At 70.1% G+C, this 18,955-nt stretch carries 17 protein-coding genes; 9 read left to right on the top strand and 8 right to left on the bottom strand.

The window, feature by feature from the left end:
• Positions 1 to 60 precede the first annotated feature (60 nt).
• Positions 61 to 1,299, bottom strand: a complete 1,239-nt coding sequence (locus JOL79_RS23340) for a multicopper oxidase domain-containing protein (RefSeq protein WP_210158030.1) — start codon at positions 1,297 to 1,299, stop codon at positions 61 to 63.
• 834 nt (positions 1,300 to 2,133) lie between these two features.
• On the opposite strand from JOL79_RS23340, the gene JOL79_RS23335 reads away from it, so the two are divergent.
• From JOL79_RS23335 to JOL79_RS23325, 3 genes are all read left to right on the top strand, one after another.
• Positions 2,134 to 3,420: a cupredoxin domain-containing protein gene (locus JOL79_RS23335; protein ID WP_210158029.1), complete on the top strand. Its 1,287-nt coding sequence runs from the start codon at positions 2,134 to 2,136 to the stop codon at positions 3,418 to 3,420.
• Positions 3,421 to 3,681: 261 nt separating this feature from the next.
• Positions 3,682 to 4,992 (top strand): M1 family metallopeptidase, encoded by a 1,311-nt coding sequence (locus JOL79_RS23330; RefSeq protein ID WP_210158028.1) that lies wholly within the window; start codon positions 3,682 to 3,684, stop codon positions 4,990 to 4,992.
• A 115-nt stretch (positions 4,993 to 5,107) separates the two neighbouring features.
• A complete protein-coding gene (locus tag JOL79_RS23325) occupies positions 5,108 to 5,653 on the top strand; it encodes a hypothetical protein (protein ID WP_210158027.1) in 546 nt (181 codons plus the stop codon).
• Positions 5,654 to 5,818: 165 nt separating this feature from the next.
• Here JOL79_RS23325 and JOL79_RS23320 read toward each other — a convergent pair whose 3' ends face one another.
• The 3 genes from JOL79_RS23320 to JOL79_RS23310 all read right to left on the bottom strand — a co-directional run bounded on the left by JOL79_RS23320 (position 5,819) and on the right by JOL79_RS23310 (position 7,640).
• The gene (locus JOL79_RS23320) at positions 5,819 to 6,349 is read right to left on the bottom strand and encodes a YbhB/YbcL family Raf kinase inhibitor-like protein (protein ID WP_210158026.1); all 531 of its coding nucleotides are present in this window, start codon (positions 6,347 to 6,349) and stop codon (positions 5,819 to 5,821) included.
• 323 nt (positions 6,350 to 6,672) lie between these two features.
• The gene (locus JOL79_RS23315) at positions 6,673 to 7,140 is read right to left on the bottom strand and encodes a DIP1984 family protein (protein WP_210158025.1); all 468 of its coding nucleotides are present in this window, start codon (positions 7,138 to 7,140) and stop codon (positions 6,673 to 6,675) included.
• A 62-nt stretch (positions 7,141 to 7,202) separates the two neighbouring features.
• A complete protein-coding gene (locus tag JOL79_RS23310; RefSeq protein ID WP_210158024.1) occupies positions 7,203 to 7,640 on the bottom strand; it encodes a hypothetical protein in 438 nt (145 codons plus the stop codon).
• Between the two features lie 73 nt (positions 7,641 to 7,713).
• Here JOL79_RS23310 and JOL79_RS23305 point away from each other — a divergent pair, with 73 nt between their 5' ends.
• Complete coding sequence (locus JOL79_RS23305) at positions 7,714 to 8,253, top strand: TetR/AcrR family transcriptional regulator (RefSeq protein ID WP_210158023.1); 540 nt, start codon at positions 7,714 to 7,716, stop codon at positions 8,251 to 8,253.
• Between the two features lie 94 nt (positions 8,254 to 8,347).
• On the opposite strand, the gene JOL79_RS23300 is transcribed toward JOL79_RS23305, so the two are convergent.
• Positions 8,348 to 8,848 (bottom strand): MarR family winged helix-turn-helix transcriptional regulator, encoded by a 501-nt coding sequence (locus JOL79_RS23300; RefSeq protein WP_210158022.1) that lies wholly within the window; start codon positions 8,846 to 8,848, stop codon positions 8,348 to 8,350.
• A gap of 67 nt (positions 8,849 to 8,915) precedes the next feature.
• On the opposite strand from JOL79_RS23300, the gene JOL79_RS23295 reads away from it, so the two are divergent.
• Complete coding sequence (locus JOL79_RS23295; protein WP_210158021.1) at positions 8,916 to 10,133, top strand: amidohydrolase family protein; 1,218 nt, start codon at positions 8,916 to 8,918, stop codon at positions 10,131 to 10,133.
• Here JOL79_RS23295 and JOL79_RS23290 read toward each other — a convergent pair.
• Both JOL79_RS23290 and JOL79_RS23285 read right to left on the bottom strand, forming a co-directional pair.
• Positions 10,103 to 10,798 (bottom strand): response regulator transcription factor, encoded by a 696-nt coding sequence (locus JOL79_RS23290; RefSeq protein WP_210158020.1) that lies wholly within the window; start codon positions 10,796 to 10,798, stop codon positions 10,103 to 10,105. The two genes, JOL79_RS23295 and JOL79_RS23290, sit on opposite strands and share 31 nt — an antisense overlap.
• Positions 10,795 to 12,051, bottom strand: coding sequence for a sensor histidine kinase (locus tag JOL79_RS23285; protein ID WP_230985334.1), 1,257 nt, complete (start codon positions 12,049 to 12,051; stop codon positions 10,795 to 10,797). The genes JOL79_RS23290 and JOL79_RS23285 overlap by 4 nt, the downstream gene beginning before the upstream one ends.
• A gap of 257 nt (positions 12,052 to 12,308) precedes the next feature.
• On the opposite strand from JOL79_RS23285, the gene JOL79_RS23280 reads away from it, so the two are divergent.
• The 4 genes from JOL79_RS23280 (at position 12,309) to JOL79_RS23265 (ending at position 17,739) form a co-directional block, all read left to right on the top strand.
• Positions 12,309 to 12,482, top strand: a complete 174-nt coding sequence (locus tag JOL79_RS23280; RefSeq protein ID WP_210158019.1) for a DUF6223 family protein — start codon at positions 12,309 to 12,311, stop codon at positions 12,480 to 12,482.
• A 174-nt stretch (positions 12,483 to 12,656) separates the two neighbouring features.
• The gene (locus JOL79_RS23275) at positions 12,657 to 13,628 is read left to right on the top strand and encodes an ABC transporter ATP-binding protein (RefSeq protein WP_210158018.1); all 972 of its coding nucleotides are present in this window, start codon (positions 12,657 to 12,659) and stop codon (positions 13,626 to 13,628) included.
• The gene (locus JOL79_RS23270; protein ID WP_210158017.1) at positions 13,625 to 14,983 is read left to right on the top strand and encodes an ABC transporter permease; all 1,359 of its coding nucleotides are present in this window, start codon (positions 13,625 to 13,627) and stop codon (positions 14,981 to 14,983) included. The genes JOL79_RS23275 and JOL79_RS23270 overlap by 4 nt, the downstream gene beginning before the upstream one ends.
• Positions 14,984 to 14,985: 2 nt before the next feature.
• Positions 14,986 to 17,739, top strand: a complete 2,754-nt coding sequence (locus tag JOL79_RS23265) for a bifunctional YncE family protein/alkaline phosphatase family protein (RefSeq protein ID WP_210158016.1) — start codon at positions 14,986 to 14,988, stop codon at positions 17,737 to 17,739.
• A 123-nt stretch (positions 17,740 to 17,862) separates the two neighbouring features.
• Here JOL79_RS23265 and JOL79_RS23260 read toward each other — a convergent pair whose 3' ends face one another.
• On the bottom strand, positions 17,863 to 18,876 hold the full coding sequence (locus JOL79_RS23260; RefSeq protein ID WP_210158015.1) for a TrmB family transcriptional regulator: 1,014 nt from the start codon (positions 18,874 to 18,876) through the stop codon (positions 17,863 to 17,865).
• Positions 18,877 to 18,955 lie beyond the last annotated feature (79 nt).

The following is an 18,955-nucleotide window of genomic DNA, read 5'->3' as shown; positions in this document are numbered from 1 at the left end:
CGACGAGCAGGGGGGTGGTCCGTGAGATTTGCGCAGGAGAGAAGGAAATTCGAAGCCGCGTCAGCCGCAGCTGATCGCGTTGTAGGCGGTCTCGTAAGACGTGGTGACCTGCTTGCCATTGATCAACGAGGTGCCCGTGACAGTGACCTTGCCCGCGCCGATCTGCTTGGCCCGCGCGTTGAAGGACTGGTACGCCTGCTTGCCCGGGGCCACGTCGGCCACGGTCTTGGTGCCGTACGGGGTGGTCAGCGTCACGGTCGCCGGCACGTCGCCGTCGTTGACGGCCGTGACCGCGACGTACACCGACGGGCCCACGCAGCGGGACGAGGCGGTAACGGTCAGCGGCACTTTCTCGCTCGCGGCGCCGGTCACCATGAACGTCCCGGCCATCCCCGCGTCGGAGTGGCCCTGTACGTGGCAGTGGTACATCCACATTCCGGGGCCGACGTATTCGCCGGCGATCACTTGGAAGCCGAAGGACTCGGCGGGACCTGTGGTCTTGGTGTCGATGATCCGGCTCTGCTCCTCCAGGTCCTTGAGCATGCCGGTGCGGTTGTCGGCCCAGCGGTGCCCGTGGATGTGGAAGGTGTGGAAGAGGTTGCCGTGGGCGACGACGACGAACTCCACTCGTTCGCCGAGCTTGGCGGTGAAGTCGGGCGCCGGGGTGAGGTTGTTGGTCTTCATGTCGTTGAAGACGACGGTGAAGGTCTTGTCCGGGAGCACGTCACCCGTGCGGCGCACCACCAGCGGCCCGTAGAGCCCGCGCAGGATGCCGCCCGTGCCGTGGTCGGTCCCCACCACATGATCGTGATAGTGCCAGTAACCCGCACTGCCGGCCGCGATGGTGCCGTCCGAGCGGGTGGCCGGGGCGTGGGTGCGCCAGGTGTAGACGTACCGGCCTCCCGGCTCCACCACACTGTCGTTCATCCGCGTGCCGTCGCTGGTCGCCTCGTAGTCGACTCCGTGCGCGTGCAGGCTGGCGGTCACGTCGGCGTTGTTGACCAGCTCGATCTCGAGAGTCTCCCCCTCGATCATCTCGATGAGGGGGCCGGGGATCGTGGGCTTGCCGGGCTCCAGGCCGTAGCCCATCTGACCGTCCGGCATGTTCTCCACATAAAGGGTGATGCGCCGGACCTCACCCGGCTCGCCCGCAGTCTTGCCCGCAGTCTTACCGGCGGGCTCCGCGGTGGCTTTACTCACCACGGCGAACGGCGCGATCACGGCGGCCGTCGCCGCGGTGGCGGTGAAGGCCCGCCGGGAGAACAGGCGCCGCCTAACATCAGTGCTTTTCTCGGTCATGGTTCCCAATCGGTGACGGCACTCGCCCGGGTACGACGAGCAGGGGGGTGGTCCCGTGATGCCGGCAGCGAGCCGGCGGATACAACATGAGGCCGAGATCTCAAGGCCGGGCCCGCAGGGCGTCGGCCAAGCCGATCCGGGGGAATTCGCGCAGGTGGTAAGGGCACTTCCATCAGAGGCGTAACGGGTCTTTAGTGATCTCTTCCGTAGATATGGTAACGAAGCAGTTAACTTTGTCATCAATGTGGACTAAATGCGGCCAGACTGTTACGTTTCCAGCCGAAGCGCCTGAGAAGCGGACACCAGCCTCTGAAGGGATGTAGGACGTCACGGCACCGCTGCCGTCACCGGGAATGATCGATCGGCGCAGGGACGAGGAAATCGACGAGGTCGGCGCCACGTCCGACGTCGGCGAGCCCGGTCATCACTGCGGCTGATCAGGCAGTTCTTCCGAAGGTTGCTGTTACCCCCCCACAACCGAAGGAGCGGACGATGGGCCGAAGAGACCTCTTCGCACACCCCGGCCACCCGCCTGGCGCCGCGCCGTGACCGTAAGGGAAACGTCGCCCTGACTCCGGGCGTGGCGACGCCGCCCGTCATGGCCGCCCGACCTACCACCACTCCGAGGCCGACACCGCCTGGCCGAGTTCCGCGACGCCCGTGTGCGCGAACTCTCCCCCCCGGCACGCCTCCGAGTGACCCCGGCCAAGGCGCGATGTCCGCCGGCCGGCGCATCAGATCATGAGAGGTACACGGTATATGCGCATCAGATCCTTTTCGGACTTCCTCAGTGAATTGCGGAGAGCGCTCAGAACCCCTGCCACGTTCGGACGCGTGGCCCTGGTGATGGTGGCAGTGGCGCTGCCGACGGTATGGCTGTCGGGAGCCGGGGCCGCGGCACAGAGCCAGAGTCCGCAGGCCGGCCAGGCGGCGGAGCAGACGCTCGTCTGGACCGCCGGCAACAGTTACACCGAGTACATGTCCATGCCGACCACGGCGACGGCCGGCCCTGCGACGATCGTCTTCGAGACCAACGCGTCGACCGGCAACACCTTCGGGATGACGCACACGCTGACGTTCGACACCTCCAGCCCCGGCTACAACCACGACGTCAGCGTCGACATCATCGCCAGCCCCTTCGACGCGACCGGGGGCAGGCACGAGGTTCAGGTGAACCTCACCCCTGGAACGTACCGCTACTACTGCATGATCCCGGGTCACGCGGGAATGGTCGGCGAGCTCGTGGTCACCAGCGCCGGTCCCACCGACACGACGCCGCCGACGGTGTCGGCGGCTGTGTCCGGCGACAAGAACGCCAATGGCGACTACGTGGACTCCGCCACGGTCACCATCTCGGCCACCGACACCGAGTCCGGTGTCGACACGGTCGAGTACGCCCTGGACGGTGGCGCGTTCCAGGCCTACACCGCCCCGGTATCGGTGAACCAGGTCGGCGAGCACACCGTGCGCTACCGGGCCACCGACAAGGCCGGCAACACCGCTGACGTCCAGTCCGCGACGTTCACGGTGGTGGCCCCGCAGCCCAAGGACACCACCCCGCCGACGGTGTCGGCGGCTGTGTCCGGCGACAAGAACGCCAATGGCGACTACGTGGACTCCGCCACCGTGACCATCTCGGCCACCGACACCGAGTCCGGTGTCGACACGGTCGAGTACGCCCTGGACGGCGGCGCGTTCCAGGCCTACACCACTCCGGTATCGGTGAACCAGGTCGGCGAGCACACCGTGCGCTACCGGGCCACCGACAAGGCCGGCAACACCGCTGACGTCCAGTCCGCGACGTTCACGGTGGTGGCCCCGCAGCCCGCCGAGACGCCGCTGACCGTTACCGCCTCGTCCCGCTGCATGGGAACGTCGGCGTACGTCGCGGTCACGGCCGTCAACGACGGCGACGTCCCGGCGACCGTGACGCTGACCTCCCCGTACGGCACCAAGACCGTGGCCGACGTGGCCCCGGGCAAGCAGGCGTACCAGTCCTTCAACGCGCGGGCCAAGCAGATCGGCGCGGGCAAGGTAACCGTGACCGGGACATCGATCATCAATGGCAAGAACGTCACCACGTCCTACGAGACCGCCTACAACGCGATCAGCTGCGGCTGACCGGGCCGGCGTGGCGATCACGGTGTACGTACCGGGGACGCCACCGTAGTGAACAGGGGCCGACCGGCCGATGGGCCGGTCGGCTCCGCCCTCTACAGTCGTTACCGGCGATTGGGGAACATCCGCCTGTTCTGCCTGGCGCCGGAAGGGGGCTACTCTCGGTCCGCACGGGGTCGTCCTGCCCGCGGCCCTGGCCAGGGCGGACACCACGATCGGGTGGGCTCCGTCCGAGTGAGATGCCGTCTGATTGATGCTCGACTGATGCTGGAAACCAAACGGAACGTGAGCGTGCACCGCCCCTACTTCGCCGGGCACGGCGACGAGAGCTACCGGATCGATCATTACGACCTGACACTGGGCTACCGGATCGGCCCCAACCGCCTGGACGGGGTCGCCCGGCTCACTGTGGTGGCCGAAGAGCCACTCGACCGGCTCGCGCTGGATCTCGGTGTCTTCCGGGTCTCCCGGGTGCTCGTCGACGGCGAGCAGGTGCCGTTCACGCACCGGGACGGCAAGCTCACGATCTCGCCCGGGCGCTCACTGCCACCTGGCGAGCCGGTCATCGCCGAGGTCAGATATTCGGGCAGCCCCCGCCCGGTGCGCAGCCACTGGGGCGGCCTCGGATGGGAGGAGCTGACCGACGGCGCCATCGTCGCCAGCCAGCCCATCGGAGCGCCGTCGTGGTTTCCGTGCAACGACCGCCCGGGGAACAAGGCCTCCTACAGGATCTCGGTCACCACGGCCTCGGCCTATCAGGTGATCGCCAACGGGCGTCTGGCGTCCACGCACAGGGCGGCGTCGGGGACGACGTGGGTGTACGAGCAGAACGAGCCCATGGCGACCTATCTGGCGAGCGTCCAGATCGGGCTCTACCAGAGGGCCGAGCTGCCGGGGACGGTCCCCCAGGCGCTGGCCTTCCCCAGGCGGCTCGCGGCCCAGGTGAAACACGACTTCGGCCGCCAGGACCAGATGCTGGCCGTCTTCGCGGAGCGGTTCGGGCCCTACCCGTTCGGTGCGTACACCGTCGTCGTGGCCGACGACGAGCTGGAGATCCCGATCGAGGCGCAGGGCATGTCCGTCTTCGGCAGAAACCACGTGGACGGCCGCAGGCGCGACGAACGGCTCGTCGCCCACGAACTCGCCCACCAGTGGTTCGGCAACAGCCTGACGCTGGCCGACTGGAGCGACATCTGGCTGCACGAAGGCTTCGCGACCTACGCGGAGTGGGTGTGGTCGGAGGCTTCCGGCGGCGAGCACGCGGGCGAGCACGCGCGGCGATGGCGCGACAGGCTCGCGTCGCTCCCCCAGGATCTCGTGCTCGCCGATCCCGGCCCGGAGAACATCTTCGACGACCGGGTTTACAAGCGCGGGGCCCTGACCTTGCACGCCCTGAGAGTCACGCTCGGCGACACGGCGTTCTTCGCGATGGTCCGCGATTGGACGGCCGCGAACCGGCACGGTGTGGTGACGACGCGCGAGTTCATCGCGCATGCCCAGCGTTACGCCCACCGGCCGCTCGAGACGTTCTTCTGGACCTGGCTGTATGACACCCGGCCGCCCTACCTGCCCTAGCCCGCGGCGGGAGCGGATCGGCGAGATGCCGCGCACGAGCGGCTCCAGGGCTTGGCTGTCGTGGGTGATGGCCATCCCCTCCCCTCAACCCGCCGCATGCCGGTATCTTTCGGCCATGAGCTACGGGGAATCGAACCGGCACGCCGTTATCGTCCCCGGTGGCATGTACGGGCCGATGGCAGGGCCGCTCGCCTACGCGAGCGAAGCGGCGCACCGCCGTGGCGCCGGCCTCGAACGGATCTGGTGGACACCGCCAGAGGGCTGCGCCTTGGAGGAGAAGTCGTTCTGGGTCTGCGAGCAGGTAACGCCAGTCGTAGAAAAGCATCCGGCACCGCTGCTGATCGGCAAGTCGCTCGGCTCATTCGGTGCGGCGGTGGCCGCAGACCGCGGCCTGCCGGCGGTCTGGTTGACGCCGCTGCTCACGGTGGCCGCGTGCGCGGACGCGTTGCGCCGGGCCACGGAACCCTTCCTGCTCGTCGGCGGCACCGCGGACGCCTTCTGGGATGGCGCGCTGGCACGGGAGCTGACGCCGCACCTGCTCGAAGTCGACGGCGCCGATCACGGCATGCAGCTGCCCGGACCGCTATACAAGACCGCCGAGGTCCTTGGCCAGGTGACGACGGCCATCGAAGCCTTCCTCGACAACGTCGTCTGGCATTGAATGAGCGGGTGGCCGTCCCCGTAAGACAGCTGGTTCGCCCGACCCGTACTCGAAGTGGACGCCGCAAGATCGAGTCAAACCCGCCAGCGGATGAGCCGCCATTCCCATTCGGCGAACGTTCGTGGTCACTGCCCTCGACGGTCCTGGCGGCCCGCCTCCTTCGGATCAGCTTCCCCAGGTGCCGACGGTCTCGCCTGAGGAGATCGACGCGTCCTTGATCTGCTGGTGCACCGCTTTCGCGTCACCACTCGGGGTGATCGGGCCGGGCAGGGCGTAGACGATGAAATGGTAGTGATGCACGCCACCGGGCGGGCAGGGGCCCGCGTAGCCGGCCCTGCCGCTGCTGCCCGGCAGGGCCTTCCCCTCGGCCCGGCCCTCGCTCACGCTCGTCGCGGACACGGGGACGCCGGTCACGATCCAGTGGATGTACGTCCCGCCGGGGGCATCCGGATCGTCGGCCACGATCGCGAGCTCGCGGGCGGACTCGGGAACGCCGCTCCAGGCCAGCGGAGGCGAGACATCCTGACCTCCCTGCTCGGCGCACACGAACTTCTTGGGAATCGCGGCACCCTCGGCGAACGCCGGGCTACTCACCTTCAGATCGTCCGTGCGGGAGGCGCCCTCGGCCGAGCATCCCGGCAGGACGACCGCCAGGAGGACGGCGCCGCCGGCCACGCCAAGCTTGCCGATCTTCATTCGCCCAGGATAAGCGGCTGAAACCGGTAGAGCCATGCATGCGACCGGCTGCGGGCGCCGGATCTTCGCTGCTCGTAGCCGGCCGGTGGCCGTGTGATCGGGGTGCGGAATGCCCCTTGCCCGCCCTCGCCGTCGTGGATCTGCACCTGGTGGTGTGCCGTGCCCTGTGCGCCGTCACCTGTGCGGTGTGCTGGGCATGCGGTGTGTGTCAGGGAATCGAACCCCTGCGCCTGCCCTCGGCGCACCAGGAGAGAGCCGGATCGCCCGCCGGCTCGCGGGTTCGTGCACGCCTCCACGTCGGCTACCCGCTCCGCACCCGATTGTCAGTCCAGCAGGTCGACCTCCCAGTTGGTGCGCTGGATGAGCGTGTCGACCTCGCGTAGCTGCCGGGCGAAGTCGTCGGCCTGGGCACGCAGCGCGGCCACCGGAAGCGCCGGGATCATCTTCAGTTCCGAGCGCAGCTGCCGGAACCCACGCTGCCCGTCACCGGCGGCGGCGCCCGCGGCGGAGGTGACTGTGGCGTGCCGCAGCCGCAGCACGTCTCGGCGTGCCAGCGCGTCGGTCAGCGTGCCGCCTGTCTCGAGCCGGGTGGAGGCGTTGGTGCGGTTGATCCGCCGAATCAGCGACTCCAGTTCGCCGAGGACCTCGTCGGCTTCGGCCAGCAGGGCGGCGGCGTCCTCGGCGGGCGCCTCGCCCTCCTGGTAGCGGGCGCTGGCGGCGATGCGGGCACGCAGTTGTTCGGCGCGGCGCGCCGCATCCGCGCGAAGCGCAAGTGCCTCAGCAAGCTTCATGCCGACCAGTATGGGCAGTGAAGATCGGGCGGCGCCTTCCATTTTTCTTCGGCCCGGCCGCGTCAACAGGCAGGGCACCGGAATCGCGCACCCCAGGCCGTCCAGCCCCGGCTGAGCACATACGCGGCCAGCAGGATGATCGTGACCGCTCCGTCGGCGATCAGCACGGTGCCGGCGCCGTCGGTCCCGCTGCCGAACGACAGGGCGGCCAGGGTCAGGCCGAGCTTGTTGAGGATGGCCAGCTCCCAGATCCCGGCGTAGAGCCGGGGGCGGTAGGCCAGCAGCAGGAACACACCCGCGAAGACGCCGAAGCCGAGCATGCGCCAGGTCTCGACCATCCGCGTGGCCGGTCCGGCGTCCGCGACTGCGCCCACCGCACCGGCCACCGCGGCGATGGCGCCGGCGGCGGCGAGGACGAGCAGGGCCCGTGCCACGAGGTCACGGATCCGGCCGGAGCCGGTGCCGGTCTCGACATGCGGGGAGGGGGCACTGGCGGGCATGGACGCCACCTTCTTCCTAACGGCGTTAGGCCGCTAACCTAACACCGTTAGGCAACGCGAGAAAGTGGGACGGATGCCTGTCCACGCACTGAGCCGGCTCACTCCACGGGCCCAGGAGATCGTGCGGGCCGCGCGGCAACTCCTCGAGCGGGAAGGCCCCGAGGCACTGTCGATGCGTCGCCTCGCCGCCCAACTCGGAATCCGCGCCTCCTCGATCTACGAGCACCTCCACGACAAGCAGGCACTGGAGGCGGCACTGATCTCGGTCGGCCTCGAGGAGCAGGCCGACCTGTTCGCGCAGGCCGTCCATCGGTCCGACGCCCCGATCGCCGCCCTCATCGCCGCGTACCGCGACTTCGCGCGCCGCCAGCCGAACCTCTACCGGCTGATGACCGAGCGGCCCCTGCGCCGCGACCTGCTTGCCCCCGGCGTCGAGGAGGCGGCCGGAAAGCCGCTCCTCGACGCCACCGGCGGTGACCGCGAACACGCACGGGCCGTCTGGGCCTTCGCGCATGGCATGGTCATCCTCGAACTGAACCAGCGCTTCCCACCCGGCGCCGATCTCGACACCACCTGGCGCAAGGGCGTCGACGCGCTCCACGGCACGAGCTGAGCGCCGCCCGCTCGGTGGAGTGCCGGCGTTCCGGGCGTACCTGTGCGTGTGCCCGTTCGCGCCGACGGCGATCGGCGCGGCGGCCAACCGCGGCCTACACGGCCGTGTCGCCCAGAGCGACCAGTACGTCGCGAAGGGCGTCGATGGCGGCACCGGCTGTGCGCGGTGCCACGTCGCGGAGCGCGGCGGCCTGCGCGGCGCTGGCGGCCCGTACCGCCTCCTCCGCCACCTTCACCCCGCGCGCCGAGAGCCGCACCCACGAACTGCGCGCGTCGGACGGGTCGGGGTCGCGTTCGACCAGGTCCGCGGCGGCGAGGCGGCGCAGCACATTGCTGGTGCCGCCGGAGGTCAGCACGAGCCGCTGGGTCAGCGCCGACGGACGCAGCCGGTAGGGCCTCCCGGACGCCCTGAGCACGGCGAGGATGTCGTACTCCGCCTTGGTCAGACCCAGCCGCGCCAGCACCGCCTCGACGGGCGCGTTGAGCAGCGCGGCCAGCCGTGCGGCCCGTTTGCTCAGCTCCAGCTCGATGCCGACCACGCCCGGCAGTTCGCTGCGCCAGGCGTCGGCGATCTCGTCCACTGTGTCCCTGGCCATCAGCACATCGTACTTGCGCCCATAAAGCTTTATGGATAGCTTTCCCAAAAGCTATTTGGGAGAAGAAATGGATCTGTTGATCAAGGGTGGCCATCTGGCGTCGGGACAACGCGCCGACATCCTCGTCGACGACGGCGAGATCATCTCGGTCGGCTCCGCCCCGGGCGCGGAAGCGGCCGAAGTGATCGACGCCGACGGGCTGGTGGTCGTGCCCGGCTTCGTCGACGGGCACCGCCATGTCTGGCAGGCGCCGCTGCGCGGGATCGGCCCGGACATGACGTTGCCCGAGTACATGACCGCGGTGCTCGGCCGAGCTCTGAACGGCTACGGGCCGCGCGAAGCCCACCACGCGACACTGCTCGGTGCCGCCGAGGCCCTCAACGCGGGCATCACCACCGTCTTCGACTGGAGCAACGCGACCCGCACACCGGAGCACACCGACGCCGTGCTGGACGCCTACGCAACCGCCGGCATCCGCGCCGTCGTAGCGCACGCGAACCCGGACGACGAGCGGGACGTGCGACGGATGGCGGACCTTCGCGGCCGGATCACCGGCGCACTCGCGATCCTCGGCACCGACTACGGTCCCTGGGACGAGGCCGTGCGGCAGATCGAGCTCGGCCGGCGACTCGGCCTCGTCGTCTCGATGCACGCCGGCGGTGGCCCCGGCTCACCGTTGCGCCGCATGGGCGAGGCCGGCCTGCTCGGCCCGCACCTGCAGCTCGTACACGTCAACAACATGACCGGCGACGACGCCGAACTGCTGGCCGACAACGGCGTCGGCGTCACCGTGACCCCGATCGTCGAGGCCACGATGGGCCACGGCGCCTCCGCCTTCAGCCGGTTCGCCGACGCGGGCGGACGCGCGGGCCTCGGCACCGACGTCGTCGTCAACGCCCCGGCCGACCTGTTCGAGCCGATGCGCGACACCCTCCGGTCGCATCGCGCCCACACCGGCACCATGCATCCGGCCGGCGGCATCCTCGCCGCCGCGACCGTCGACAGCGCACGCGCGATCGGCATCGACGATGCCGTCGGCACGATCTCCGCCGGCAAACGCGCCGATCTCGTCCTGCTCGACGGCCTGAGCCACCTGCTCGGCACCGGTGACGTCGCGGGGGCGGTGGTCACCTCACTCGGCCCGGCCGACGTCCACACGGTCGTGGTGGACGGACGCGTCGTCAAGCGCGACGGGCTCCTCGTCGGGCTGGACCTGGCGCGGCTACGCCGTTCGACCGCCGAAGCGGCCGTGCCCTACATCGCGGGGCTGACCAGTCCTGTTTGATAGGCGATGACGACCAGTTGCGCACGGTCGCGCGCACCCAGTTTCGTCATCGCGCGGCTGACGTGGGTGCGCGCGGTGGCCGGGCTGACGAACAACTCGCCACCGATCTCGTGGTTGCTCAGTCCCCGCCCCACCAGGGCCAGCACTTCGCGCTCGCGCTCGGTCAGCACCGCGAGCCGGTCCTCCGCGGCCCGGGCGACTGTTCGCAGCGCGGCGAACCGGCCGATAAGGCGTCGGGTGATCCGGGGTGCGAGCAGCGCGTCTCCGGCGGCGACCACCCGGACGGCGTGCAGGAGCTCAGCCGGCCCGGCGTCTTTGAGCAGGAAGCCGCTGGCGCCGGCCTGCAACGCGTCGAAGACGTACTCGTCGGTGTCGTAGGTGGTGAGGATGAGGACTCGGACCTGCTCCAAGCCGTGCGTCCTGGCGATCTGGGCGGTGGCTTGGATCCCGTCCAGCCGCGGCATGCGGACGTCCATGAGGACGACGTCGGGGCGGGTGGCGCGGGCCCGTTCGACGGCTTCGGCGCCGTTGGCGGCCTCCCCCACCACCGTGATGTCGTTCTCGAGGTCGAGCAGGACCCTGAACCCGGAACGCACGAGGCCCTCGTCATCGGCGAGCAGGACCTTGATCTGAGCGTTGGTCGACGGTGAGGCGGCCGTGTTCATACGCGCGGCCCGGCCGGCGCGAGCGGCAGTCGTGCCTTGACCTCGAATCCGCCGCCCGGAAGCGGCCCGGCGTCGAATTCTCCGCCCAGCAGCCGGCAGCGCTCGCGCATGCCGGCGATGCCGTGGCGGGGCTTGGCCGAGCCTCCGGTGCCGCTCGGATGCCGGGCAGGCAGGCGCGGGTCCGCTGAGTCATGACCTGCGGCGGCGCGGCGGCCCTCATCGGTCACGCGGATCTCCAAGGCCTCGGCCCCGGGGTTCAGCGTCACCGTCACCCGAGTCGGGCCGACGTGGCGGACCACGTTGGTAATTGATTCCTGAACGATCCGGTAGGCGGCGCCGCCCACCGCGCTGGGCAACGGCGCCGCGGGCGAGGCCTCCTCGACCTCGATGTCGAGTCCCGCCTCGCGTGCCTTGGCGGCCAGTTCGCCGATCTGCCCCAGCCCCGGATACGGCCCCCTCCCCTCGTTGTCGTCACTGTCGTCGTCACGGAGTACCCCTAGGATGGCTCGCATCTCGCGCAGCGCCCGCGAACTGGTCTGCTCGATGGCGCGCAGCGCCTCGCGCGCCACTTCCGGCCGCTTGTCGAGCACGTGCGCGGTGACGCCGGACTGCACGTTGATGATCGCTATGGCGTGCGCGACGGTGTCGTGGACCTCACGCGCGATCCGGAGCCGTTCGGCGTCTACACGCGCCCGCGCCTCCTCCTCGCGAGTCCGTTCGGCCAGTTCAGCGCGCTCCTGGGCCTCGGCCGCGATGACCTGCCGGGACCGGGCGGACTCGCCGAGGGCCGCGCTCATGACCGACGCGCCGATCCGGAAGAACACCCAGCCGATGGCGGCGCGTGGCTCGATGTCGGCCGCGGCGACCAGCCAGCCGATGGCGAGCACCGAGGTGCCCACGCCGGCGATCACCAGCGACCGGCGCCCGTCCCCATGGGCGGCGAGGGTGTACAGGGCGACGAACAGCCCCAGCCAGCCGGGCCCGTCCGGGAAGTCGAGGCCGTAGTACACCAGGCTGGCGAGCGCGGCGGTGACGAACACCGGCACCGGCCACCGGCGGCGGACGGAGACGACCACGCCACTCAGGATCAGCAGCACGTATCCCAGGTTCGCGAGATCGGCAAGGGGACGCTGTACCACCTCGCCGGCATTGCGGATCATCGTGCCCTGGACCTGCATCACGGTGATGAACAGCGCGAGTAACACGTCCTGCGCCGCCACCGGAAGGCGCGACGACACCACGCGGTGTTCCATGCCGCGATCCTACGGTTCCCGTGTGCGGGGCCACTCCGTCCAGACGCGCGACCGCCCTACCGCCTGGAGCGTACCTGCGTACGGGTCGCCTACGGAGAGATGCGTAGGCGCTGCCGGACGCCCCGGCCGCCTCAACGGCATGATGATCGATTCCGTCGAACCCCTCCCAGGCGCTCCGCACCGGCGCCTCGGCCGGCACAGGCCGGGTCACCGTCCTGCGCACATGCGGGCGCCGTCATCCGACCGAAAGGATTCCCATGTCCCTCCGTCACTTGCCGGCCACCGCCGCGGCCGCGCACGTTCTGGCCCAGCCCGTCGGTGCTTACACCTTGACCACCGGGCGCCTCTGGTCCGTGGTGGCCGCGCTGCTGGGGCTGGCCGGCGTCGTCATCGGCGGGCTGGCTCTGGCCCGCTCCCGCCGCACCGCCTGACCTGGCGCCGGGCCAGCGGATCGCCCGTTCGCCGGATTGATTGCCATATCGGCATATTCATCGGCATATCGGCGGGTTGTATCGACTTCGCCCAATGTTTGACTGCGTGTCCCCCGCAGGTTAACCGCGATCTCTAGGTTCCTCTTGCTGCTGATCAAGTCAAGGGAGACCGATATGGAGGAGGCCCCTGCGGTTCGGGCTCGCGGAATCACGAAGTCCTTCGGGGATGTGGTCGCCCTTGACGGCGTCGACCTCGACGTGACGAGCGGGCAGGTCCACGGACTGGTCGGCCCCAACGGCGCGGGCAAGACGACGCTCCTCGGGCTGCTGCTGGGCCTGGCCGTCGCGGACAGCGGACGCCTGGAGATCCTGGGTACGCCGGTCGGACGGACCCTCGCCGTACCCGACGGTGTCGCGGGCTTCGTGGACGGCCCGGGGCTCTATCCCTCGCTCACCGCCCGGCAGAACCTCTCGGCCCTGGCCGCACTGCGCCGTTACGACGCCGGGCGCACCTCGGGCGTCGACGAGGCGCTGGAGCAGGTCGGGCTGACCGACGTCGCCGACGACCGCGTCCGGGGCTTCTCCCTGGGGATGCGCCAGCGGCTCGGGCTGGCCGCCGCGCTGCTCACCACACCGCGGCTGCTCGTCCTCGACGAGCCGGCGAACGGCCTGGACCCGGCCGGCAAGCACCACGTGCACCGCGTCATCACCGAACTGGCCGCGAACGGGACCGCGGTGGTCCTGTCCAGCCACCGGATGGACGACCTCGCCGCGCTGTGCTCCGACGTCACCATCCTCGCCACCGGACGGGTCGTCTTCTCCGGGCCGCTGAGCAAGCTCGCCGCCGAGAGCGGCGAGCTCGACTACCGGCTGCTGACCTCCGACCCGGCCGCCGCCCACCGGCTGGCGGCGGAGACGCCCGGGCTCCGCGTCGTGCCCGGCCGCGACCCCGGTCAACGGACGGACGCCGCCGTCGTCGTGCGCGGACCGGTGGAGGCCCTCGACGACCTGGTCGTGCGGCTCGTGGGAGCCGGCGTGGCGCTCCGGGAGCTGGGGCCCGTGGTGACGCCGCTCGAGGCCGCGTTCCTGGCGCTGACGGGGACCGGCACCGTGTCCGCGCGTAACGACCAGGAGGACCCGCGATGACCGCGACTGTCACCGAGCCCCGGGCCGACGCCCGGCCGGCGCCCGTGCTGCACGGCTACCGCTTCGAGCTCGTCAAGCTGCTCTCCCAGTGGCGGATCCGCCTGCTGCTGCTCGCCTGCTGGATCGCCCCCGCGGCGTTCGTGGCCGCGGTGAGCCTGCAGAGCTCGCTGCCCGCCGACACGGTCTTCGGCCGCTGGATGAACGCGACCGGCTGGGCGGGGTCGCTGGTCGTGCTGGACTTCTCGTGCAGCTGGGCGCTCCCGCTGCTGACGGCGCTGGTCGCCGGTGACGTCTTCGCCGTCGAGGACCGGCTCGGCACCTGGCGTCACCTCCTCGTGGCGGTGCGCTCCCCACGGCGGATCTTCGTGGCGAAGACCCTCGCCAGCCTCACCGTGATCCTGCTGCTCGTCGCCGGGCTGGCCGCGTCGGGCATCGCCGGCGGCCTGGCCGCGGTCGGCGACCGGCCACTCGCCGGCCTGGACGGCCATCTCCTCGGCCCGGCGGACGCGGCCGGCACGGTCCTGCTCGCATGGGCCTGCGTGCTGGCGCCGACGCTGGCGTTCGCCGCGGTCGGCCTGCTCGGCTCGGTGGCCCTGGGCCGTTCCCCGATGGGGCTGCTGATGCCCGCGCTCCTCGCGTTCGCGCTGCAGCTCGCGCAGCTGCTCCCGTTGCCGGTGGCCGTGCAGCTGGCCATGCCGAGCCACGCCTTCCTGGCCTGGCGCGGGCTGTTCACCAGCCCGGCCCAGTCGGGCCCCCTGCTGCTCGGCCTCGCCGTGAGCCTCGTGTGGGCGGTCGTCGCCACCGCGCTGGCGTACCGCCTGTTCCTGCGCCGCGACTTCACCGACCTGACGTACGACGGGTCGGGCCGGCAGGTCCTCGTGACGGCGGTCCTGCCGCTGGCCGCACTGGTCGCCGTCACCATCGGCGTGATCGGCACGGCGACCCCGGCCACCGGTTCAGGGATCGACAAGGGCAAGCTGCAGGACTCGCTCGCCACGGCGTACGCCCACCTCTACCGGTTGCAGACGCAGGAGCTCCATCGCCCCGAGGTCACCGAGGCCCAGCTCCAGGCGACCGCGTCCTGCGACAAGGGCGGTTCCCTGGTCGAGGACGAGGGAGCGGGCAACGACTGGCGGTGCGTCGTGTCCTGGCGCCTTCCCGGCGCGACCGCCGTGGGCAACGCCATCTACCAGCTCGACGTCACCGCGGACGGGCGGTACGTCGCCGACGGGGACGGCCCGAAGGAGGTCAACGGCTACTTCCAGGTGCGCACTCCCAACGGAGACGCGCCCAACCCCCTCTGGCAGTTCGACGGCAACGTCGACCTGCTCGCAGCAAGCACCCAGAAGGATTGAACATGCACGTCACGCGCCAGCGCTCCCCGAAGGCCGGTCTCGGGTTCCTCGACCGGACCACCGGCCGCCGGGTCCGCCTCCTCGCGGCCGCCACCGCCGCTCTCGTCGTCGCCGGAGGGGGCATCGCCTACGCCTCCACCGAGGCATTCGGCACCGACCAGGTCGGCCAGACCACCGGCAAGGGCCTGGTCGTCTCCGCCGACCAGTACATCAAGCCGATCGGCGAGCGCCTCGTCATCAACAACGGCAAGATCATGTCGTCGTCGGTCAGCCCGGACGGCACCCACCTCGCGGCCTCGATCACCGACGGCGGGATGGCGCTCGCCATCGTCGACCTGAAGAACTGGAAGGTCCAGCAGCTCGTCGGCAAGAACGCGGCGGCGAACCTGAGCATCAGCGGCAACGACGTGGGCCAGGAAGGCCCCACGTACTCGCCCGACGGCTCGCAGCTGTGGCTGGGCCGGGCCGACATGTTCACCAAGTTCACCGTGAACCCCGACGGCTCTCTCGCCAACCCGGTCAACATCTCCATCGCCGCGCAGGGCTCGAAGCACGCGCTGGTCGGTGAGCCGGTGTTCTCCGCCGACGGCAAGACCGTGTATGTCGCCGTCAACGGCCAGAACCGGGTGATCGCCATGGACGCGGCGACCGGGGCCATCCAGCAGAGCTGGGACGTGGGCAACGCCCCTCGTGACATGGTCATGGTCGGCACCAAGCTCTACGTCAGCAACGAGGGCGGCCGGCCGGCCAGGCCCGGCGAGACGACGATCAACTCCTACGGCACCCAGGTGCCGGCCGACCCGAAGACCGGCGCCACCACCACCGGCACGGTCAGCGTCATCGACCTGGCGAACCCGTCCGGCGCCCCGTCGAGCATCGACGTCGGCCTGCACCCGACCGCCCTGTACGTCAAGAACGGCGCGCTGTTCGTCACCAACACCGCCACCAACGACGTGTCGGTCATCGACACCGCCAGCGACAAGGTCGTCCAGACCATCGCCACCCAGCCGTGGCCGCAGGCGTCGGTGGGCTACGAGCCCGACGCCGTGACGCTGACCGACGACGGTCACCTGCTGGTGACGCTCGGCCGCGCCAACGCGGTCGCCGTCTACCGGTACACGAGCCCGCAGGAGCCGGTCAGCTACGTCGGCCTGCTCCCGACGGACTACTTCCCGGCGGAGATCACCACCGTCGGCGGCCAGGTGCTGGTCTCCAACACCCGCGGCATCGACGCCCGCCGTCCCACCACGGCCGCCGGGCACGGCACCCACGACACGACGTCCAGCCTGCAGCGGTTCACGCTGCCGGCCGACAAGGAGATCGCCAAGTACACGGCCACGGTCTTCGAGCAGAACGGCTGGGGCAAGAACGACGTCAAGGTGGCCCACGGCAACAAGCAGAAGGCCGAGGCGGTCCCGAAGCGTCTCGGCGACCCCTCGACGATCAAGCACGTCTTCCTGATCGTCAAGGAGAACCGGACCTACGACCAGGTCTTCGGTGACATCGCCAAGGGCAACGGCGACCCGTCTCTCGCCCAGTACGGCGAGAACGTGACGCCGAACCAGCACGCGCTGGTCAACCAGTTCGGCCTGTACGACAACACGTACGACATCGGCACGAACTCCGCCGAGGGTCACAACTGGCTGATGCAGGCCGACAACCCGGAGTACACCGAGTCCACGGCCGGTCAGTACCTTCGCAGCTACGACACCGAGGACGACGCTCTCGGTCACCAGCGGACCGGTTTCATCTGGAGCGGTGCGCAGGCGGCGGGCAAGTCCGTGCGGAACTTCGGGGAGTTCCACCAGTTCCTCACCAAGCCCGCAGGCGCGACGTGGCAGAACCTGTACTGCGACACCAAGAACATGGAAGCCACGGGGGCGAACACCGCCTACACCCTGGACTCGTCCTCGCCGATCCCGTCGCTCAACGACGTGTCGGTGCACGGCTTCCCGAAGTTCGACACCAGCGTCCCGGACATCTACCGGTACGAGATCTGGAAGCGTGACTTCGACGCCAACGGGCCGGCGAACCTGAACATGTTCTGGCTGTCCAGCGACCACACCGGCGGTCCGGTGAACGGAGCCGCCCAGGTCGCCGACAACGATCTGGCCGTCGGCAAGATCGTCGACAGGATCTCGCACAGCAAGTACTGGAAGGACTCGGCGATCTTCGTCGTCGAGGACGACTCCCAGGCGGGCACCGACCACGTCGACGGCCACCGCGCCCCGATCTCGATCATCAGCCCCTGGGCCAAGCACGGCGTCGTCGACAGCCACTACTACTCGCAGATCAACATGATCCGCACCATCGAGCAGATCCTCGGGATCCAGCCGATGAACCAGAAGGACAGCGCCGCCACCCCGATGGCCGCCGCCTTCACCGGCAAGCCCGACTACACGCCGTTCACCGCCCTGCCGAACCGCACCTCCCTGACCCTGGGTCTGTCCGGCTCGAACGTGCCGTCCTGCGGTGCGGACACCCCGGCCCCGCAGGACCCGAACGCCGCGGCCGCGCCGACGGCGAAGGTCCCCGCGGACAAGCAGGAGGTCGCGAAGAAGTGGGGGGCCTGGAAGTCCAAGCAGTCGTTCAACGGGCCCGCCGCCAGGGCGGACTCCGCCAACCCCGAGCAGATGAACCGCTTCTCGTGGTACGAGGCGCACGACTACACGAAGCCCTACCCGGGTGACGACACGATTTACGCGCCTGACCAGGTGCCGGGCGCCTACATCCCGTCGTCCGAGAACGACGGCTGATCTCAGCGCACCTCGAAGGACGGCCCGCCGGGTTCCCCCCGGGCGGGCCGTCCGCCTGTTACGACTCGCCGGCGCGCCGTGCCGCGCTGTCAGCCGGGCGGCGATGCCAATGCCGTACGGAGATCACACCAGGCCACGGCGGCTGGCCTGCGCGCCCGCCTGGAAGCGGGTCTCGGCGTTCAGCTCGTCGAAGAGGTGGCGCAGCCGGCGGCGCAGGCTGCGGGCGCTGGTGCCGAGCTGGCGGGCGATCGCGTCGTCCTTGAGCCCGGCCGACAGCAGCGCCAGGATCCGGCGGTCCTCCAAACTGAGCTCCGCCCCCTCGTGCTCCTCGCCCCCGCCGGGCCCGGCGGCCGCCTCCGGCCCGCCCGCGGGCTGCGGGTACATGGGAACCGCCTCCTGCCACAAGCGCTCGAACAGCGCGACCAGGGCCACCACCATGGTGGATCCCCTGATCAGCACGCTGCGGGTCAGCGGCGGGTCCAGGTGCAGCGGCATGATCGCCTGCCGCCGGTCGACGAGCACCATCTTGAACGGCAGCCCGGGCAGGACCCGTGCCTCCTCCCCCGCCTTGAGCAGCCTGTCCAGCTCGTCGAGCGCCTCGGCGTGCTGGAACGCCTCCGGCGCGTAGACGGTCCGGTAGCGGACACCCTCGCTGAGGCGCTCACCCTGCAGCGGGTTGCGGTAGTCCAGCACGTACGGCGGCCGGTCGAAGGTCAGCACCTCGTCCCTGGCCTCCCTCTGCAGCCGGGCGAACCATCGGGCGAGCTCCTCGGGCCCGGCCAGGACCTCGAACTGGCCGCCCTCCTCCGGGTCCCTGCCGACGCTGCGGAACGCGGCCTCCAAGACGTCGGCCGTGTCGGTGAGCCGGTCCAGGTCGCTCTGCAGGCCGCGCACCAGCGAACGGATCGCGGTCCCCGGGTTCGTGGCCGTCCAGCGGGGCGACCGGCCCCACAGGCGCCTGACCAGGCCCTTGGCACGCAGCCTGGCCAGCGATGTCTGGATGCGGCCCGAGCTCTCCCCGCTTCTCATCACGAGCTCGCGCACCGTGATGCCGGGGCAGGCCAGCACCTCGCGGTAGATCCGCTCGTCGAACGCGCCGATGCCCACTACTTCCAGGACGGGGCCGTCATCAAGCACATCGCCGATCTTGGCCGTTTCCGGCGGCTGCCGCAATAGGCCACACAGAGCACCTTGTTACCAAACTTCTCAGACCGTT

This window comes from Microbispora oryzae, assembly GCF_017896165.1.
Taxonomy (GTDB): domain Bacteria; phylum Actinomycetota; class Actinomycetes; order Streptosporangiales; family Streptosporangiaceae; genus Microbispora; species Microbispora oryzae.
Note: the sequence above shows the minus strand (reverse complement) of the source record. Positions and strands in the feature narration are given on the sequence as shown.

Coding starts and splice junctions, on each gene's coding strand:
- JOL79_RS23340 (WP_210158030.1), bottom strand. CDS start 1,299: ATGACCGAGAAAAGCACTGATGTTAGGCGGCGCCTGTTCTCCCGGCGG.
- JOL79_RS23330 (WP_210158028.1), top strand. CDS start 3,682: ATGCTGGAAACCAAACGGAACGTGAGCGTGCACCGCCCCTACTTCGCC.
- JOL79_RS23325 (WP_210158027.1), top strand. CDS start 5,108: ATGAGCTACGGGGAATCGAACCGGCACGCCGTTATCGTCCCCGGTGGC.
- JOL79_RS23320 (WP_210158026.1), bottom strand. CDS start 6,349: ATGAAGATCGGCAAGCTTGGCGTGGCCGGCGGCGCCGTCCTCCTGGCG.
- JOL79_RS23315 (WP_210158025.1), bottom strand. CDS start 7,140: ATGAAGCTTGCTGAGGCACTTGCGCTTCGCGCGGATGCGGCGCGCCGC.
- JOL79_RS23310 (WP_210158024.1), bottom strand. CDS start 7,640: ATGCCCGCCAGTGCCCCCTCCCCGCATGTCGAGACCGGCACCGGCTCC.
- JOL79_RS23305 (WP_210158023.1), top strand. CDS start 7,714: ATGCCTGTCCACGCACTGAGCCGGCTCACTCCACGGGCCCAGGAGATC.
- JOL79_RS23300 (WP_210158022.1), bottom strand. CDS start 8,848: ATGGCCAGGGACACAGTGGACGAGATCGCCGACGCCTGGCGCAGCGAA.
- JOL79_RS23295 (WP_210158021.1), top strand. CDS start 8,916: ATGGATCTGTTGATCAAGGGTGGCCATCTGGCGTCGGGACAACGCGCC.
- JOL79_RS23290 (WP_210158020.1), bottom strand. CDS start 10,798: ATGAACACGGCCGCCTCACCGTCGACCAACGCTCAGATCAAGGTCCTG.
- JOL79_RS23285 (WP_230985334.1), bottom strand. CDS start 12,051: ATGGAACACCGCGTGGTGTCGTCGCGCCTTCCGGTGGCGGCGCAGGAC.
- JOL79_RS23280 (WP_210158019.1), top strand. CDS start 12,309: ATGTCCCTCCGTCACTTGCCGGCCACCGCCGCGGCCGCGCACGTTCTG.
- JOL79_RS23275 (WP_210158018.1), top strand. CDS start 12,657: ATGGAGGAGGCCCCTGCGGTTCGGGCTCGCGGAATCACGAAGTCCTTC.
- JOL79_RS23270 (WP_210158017.1), top strand. CDS start 13,625: ATGACCGCGACTGTCACCGAGCCCCGGGCCGACGCCCGGCCGGCGCCC.
- JOL79_RS23265 (WP_210158016.1), top strand. CDS start 14,986: ATGCACGTCACGCGCCAGCGCTCCCCGAAGGCCGGTCTCGGGTTCCTC.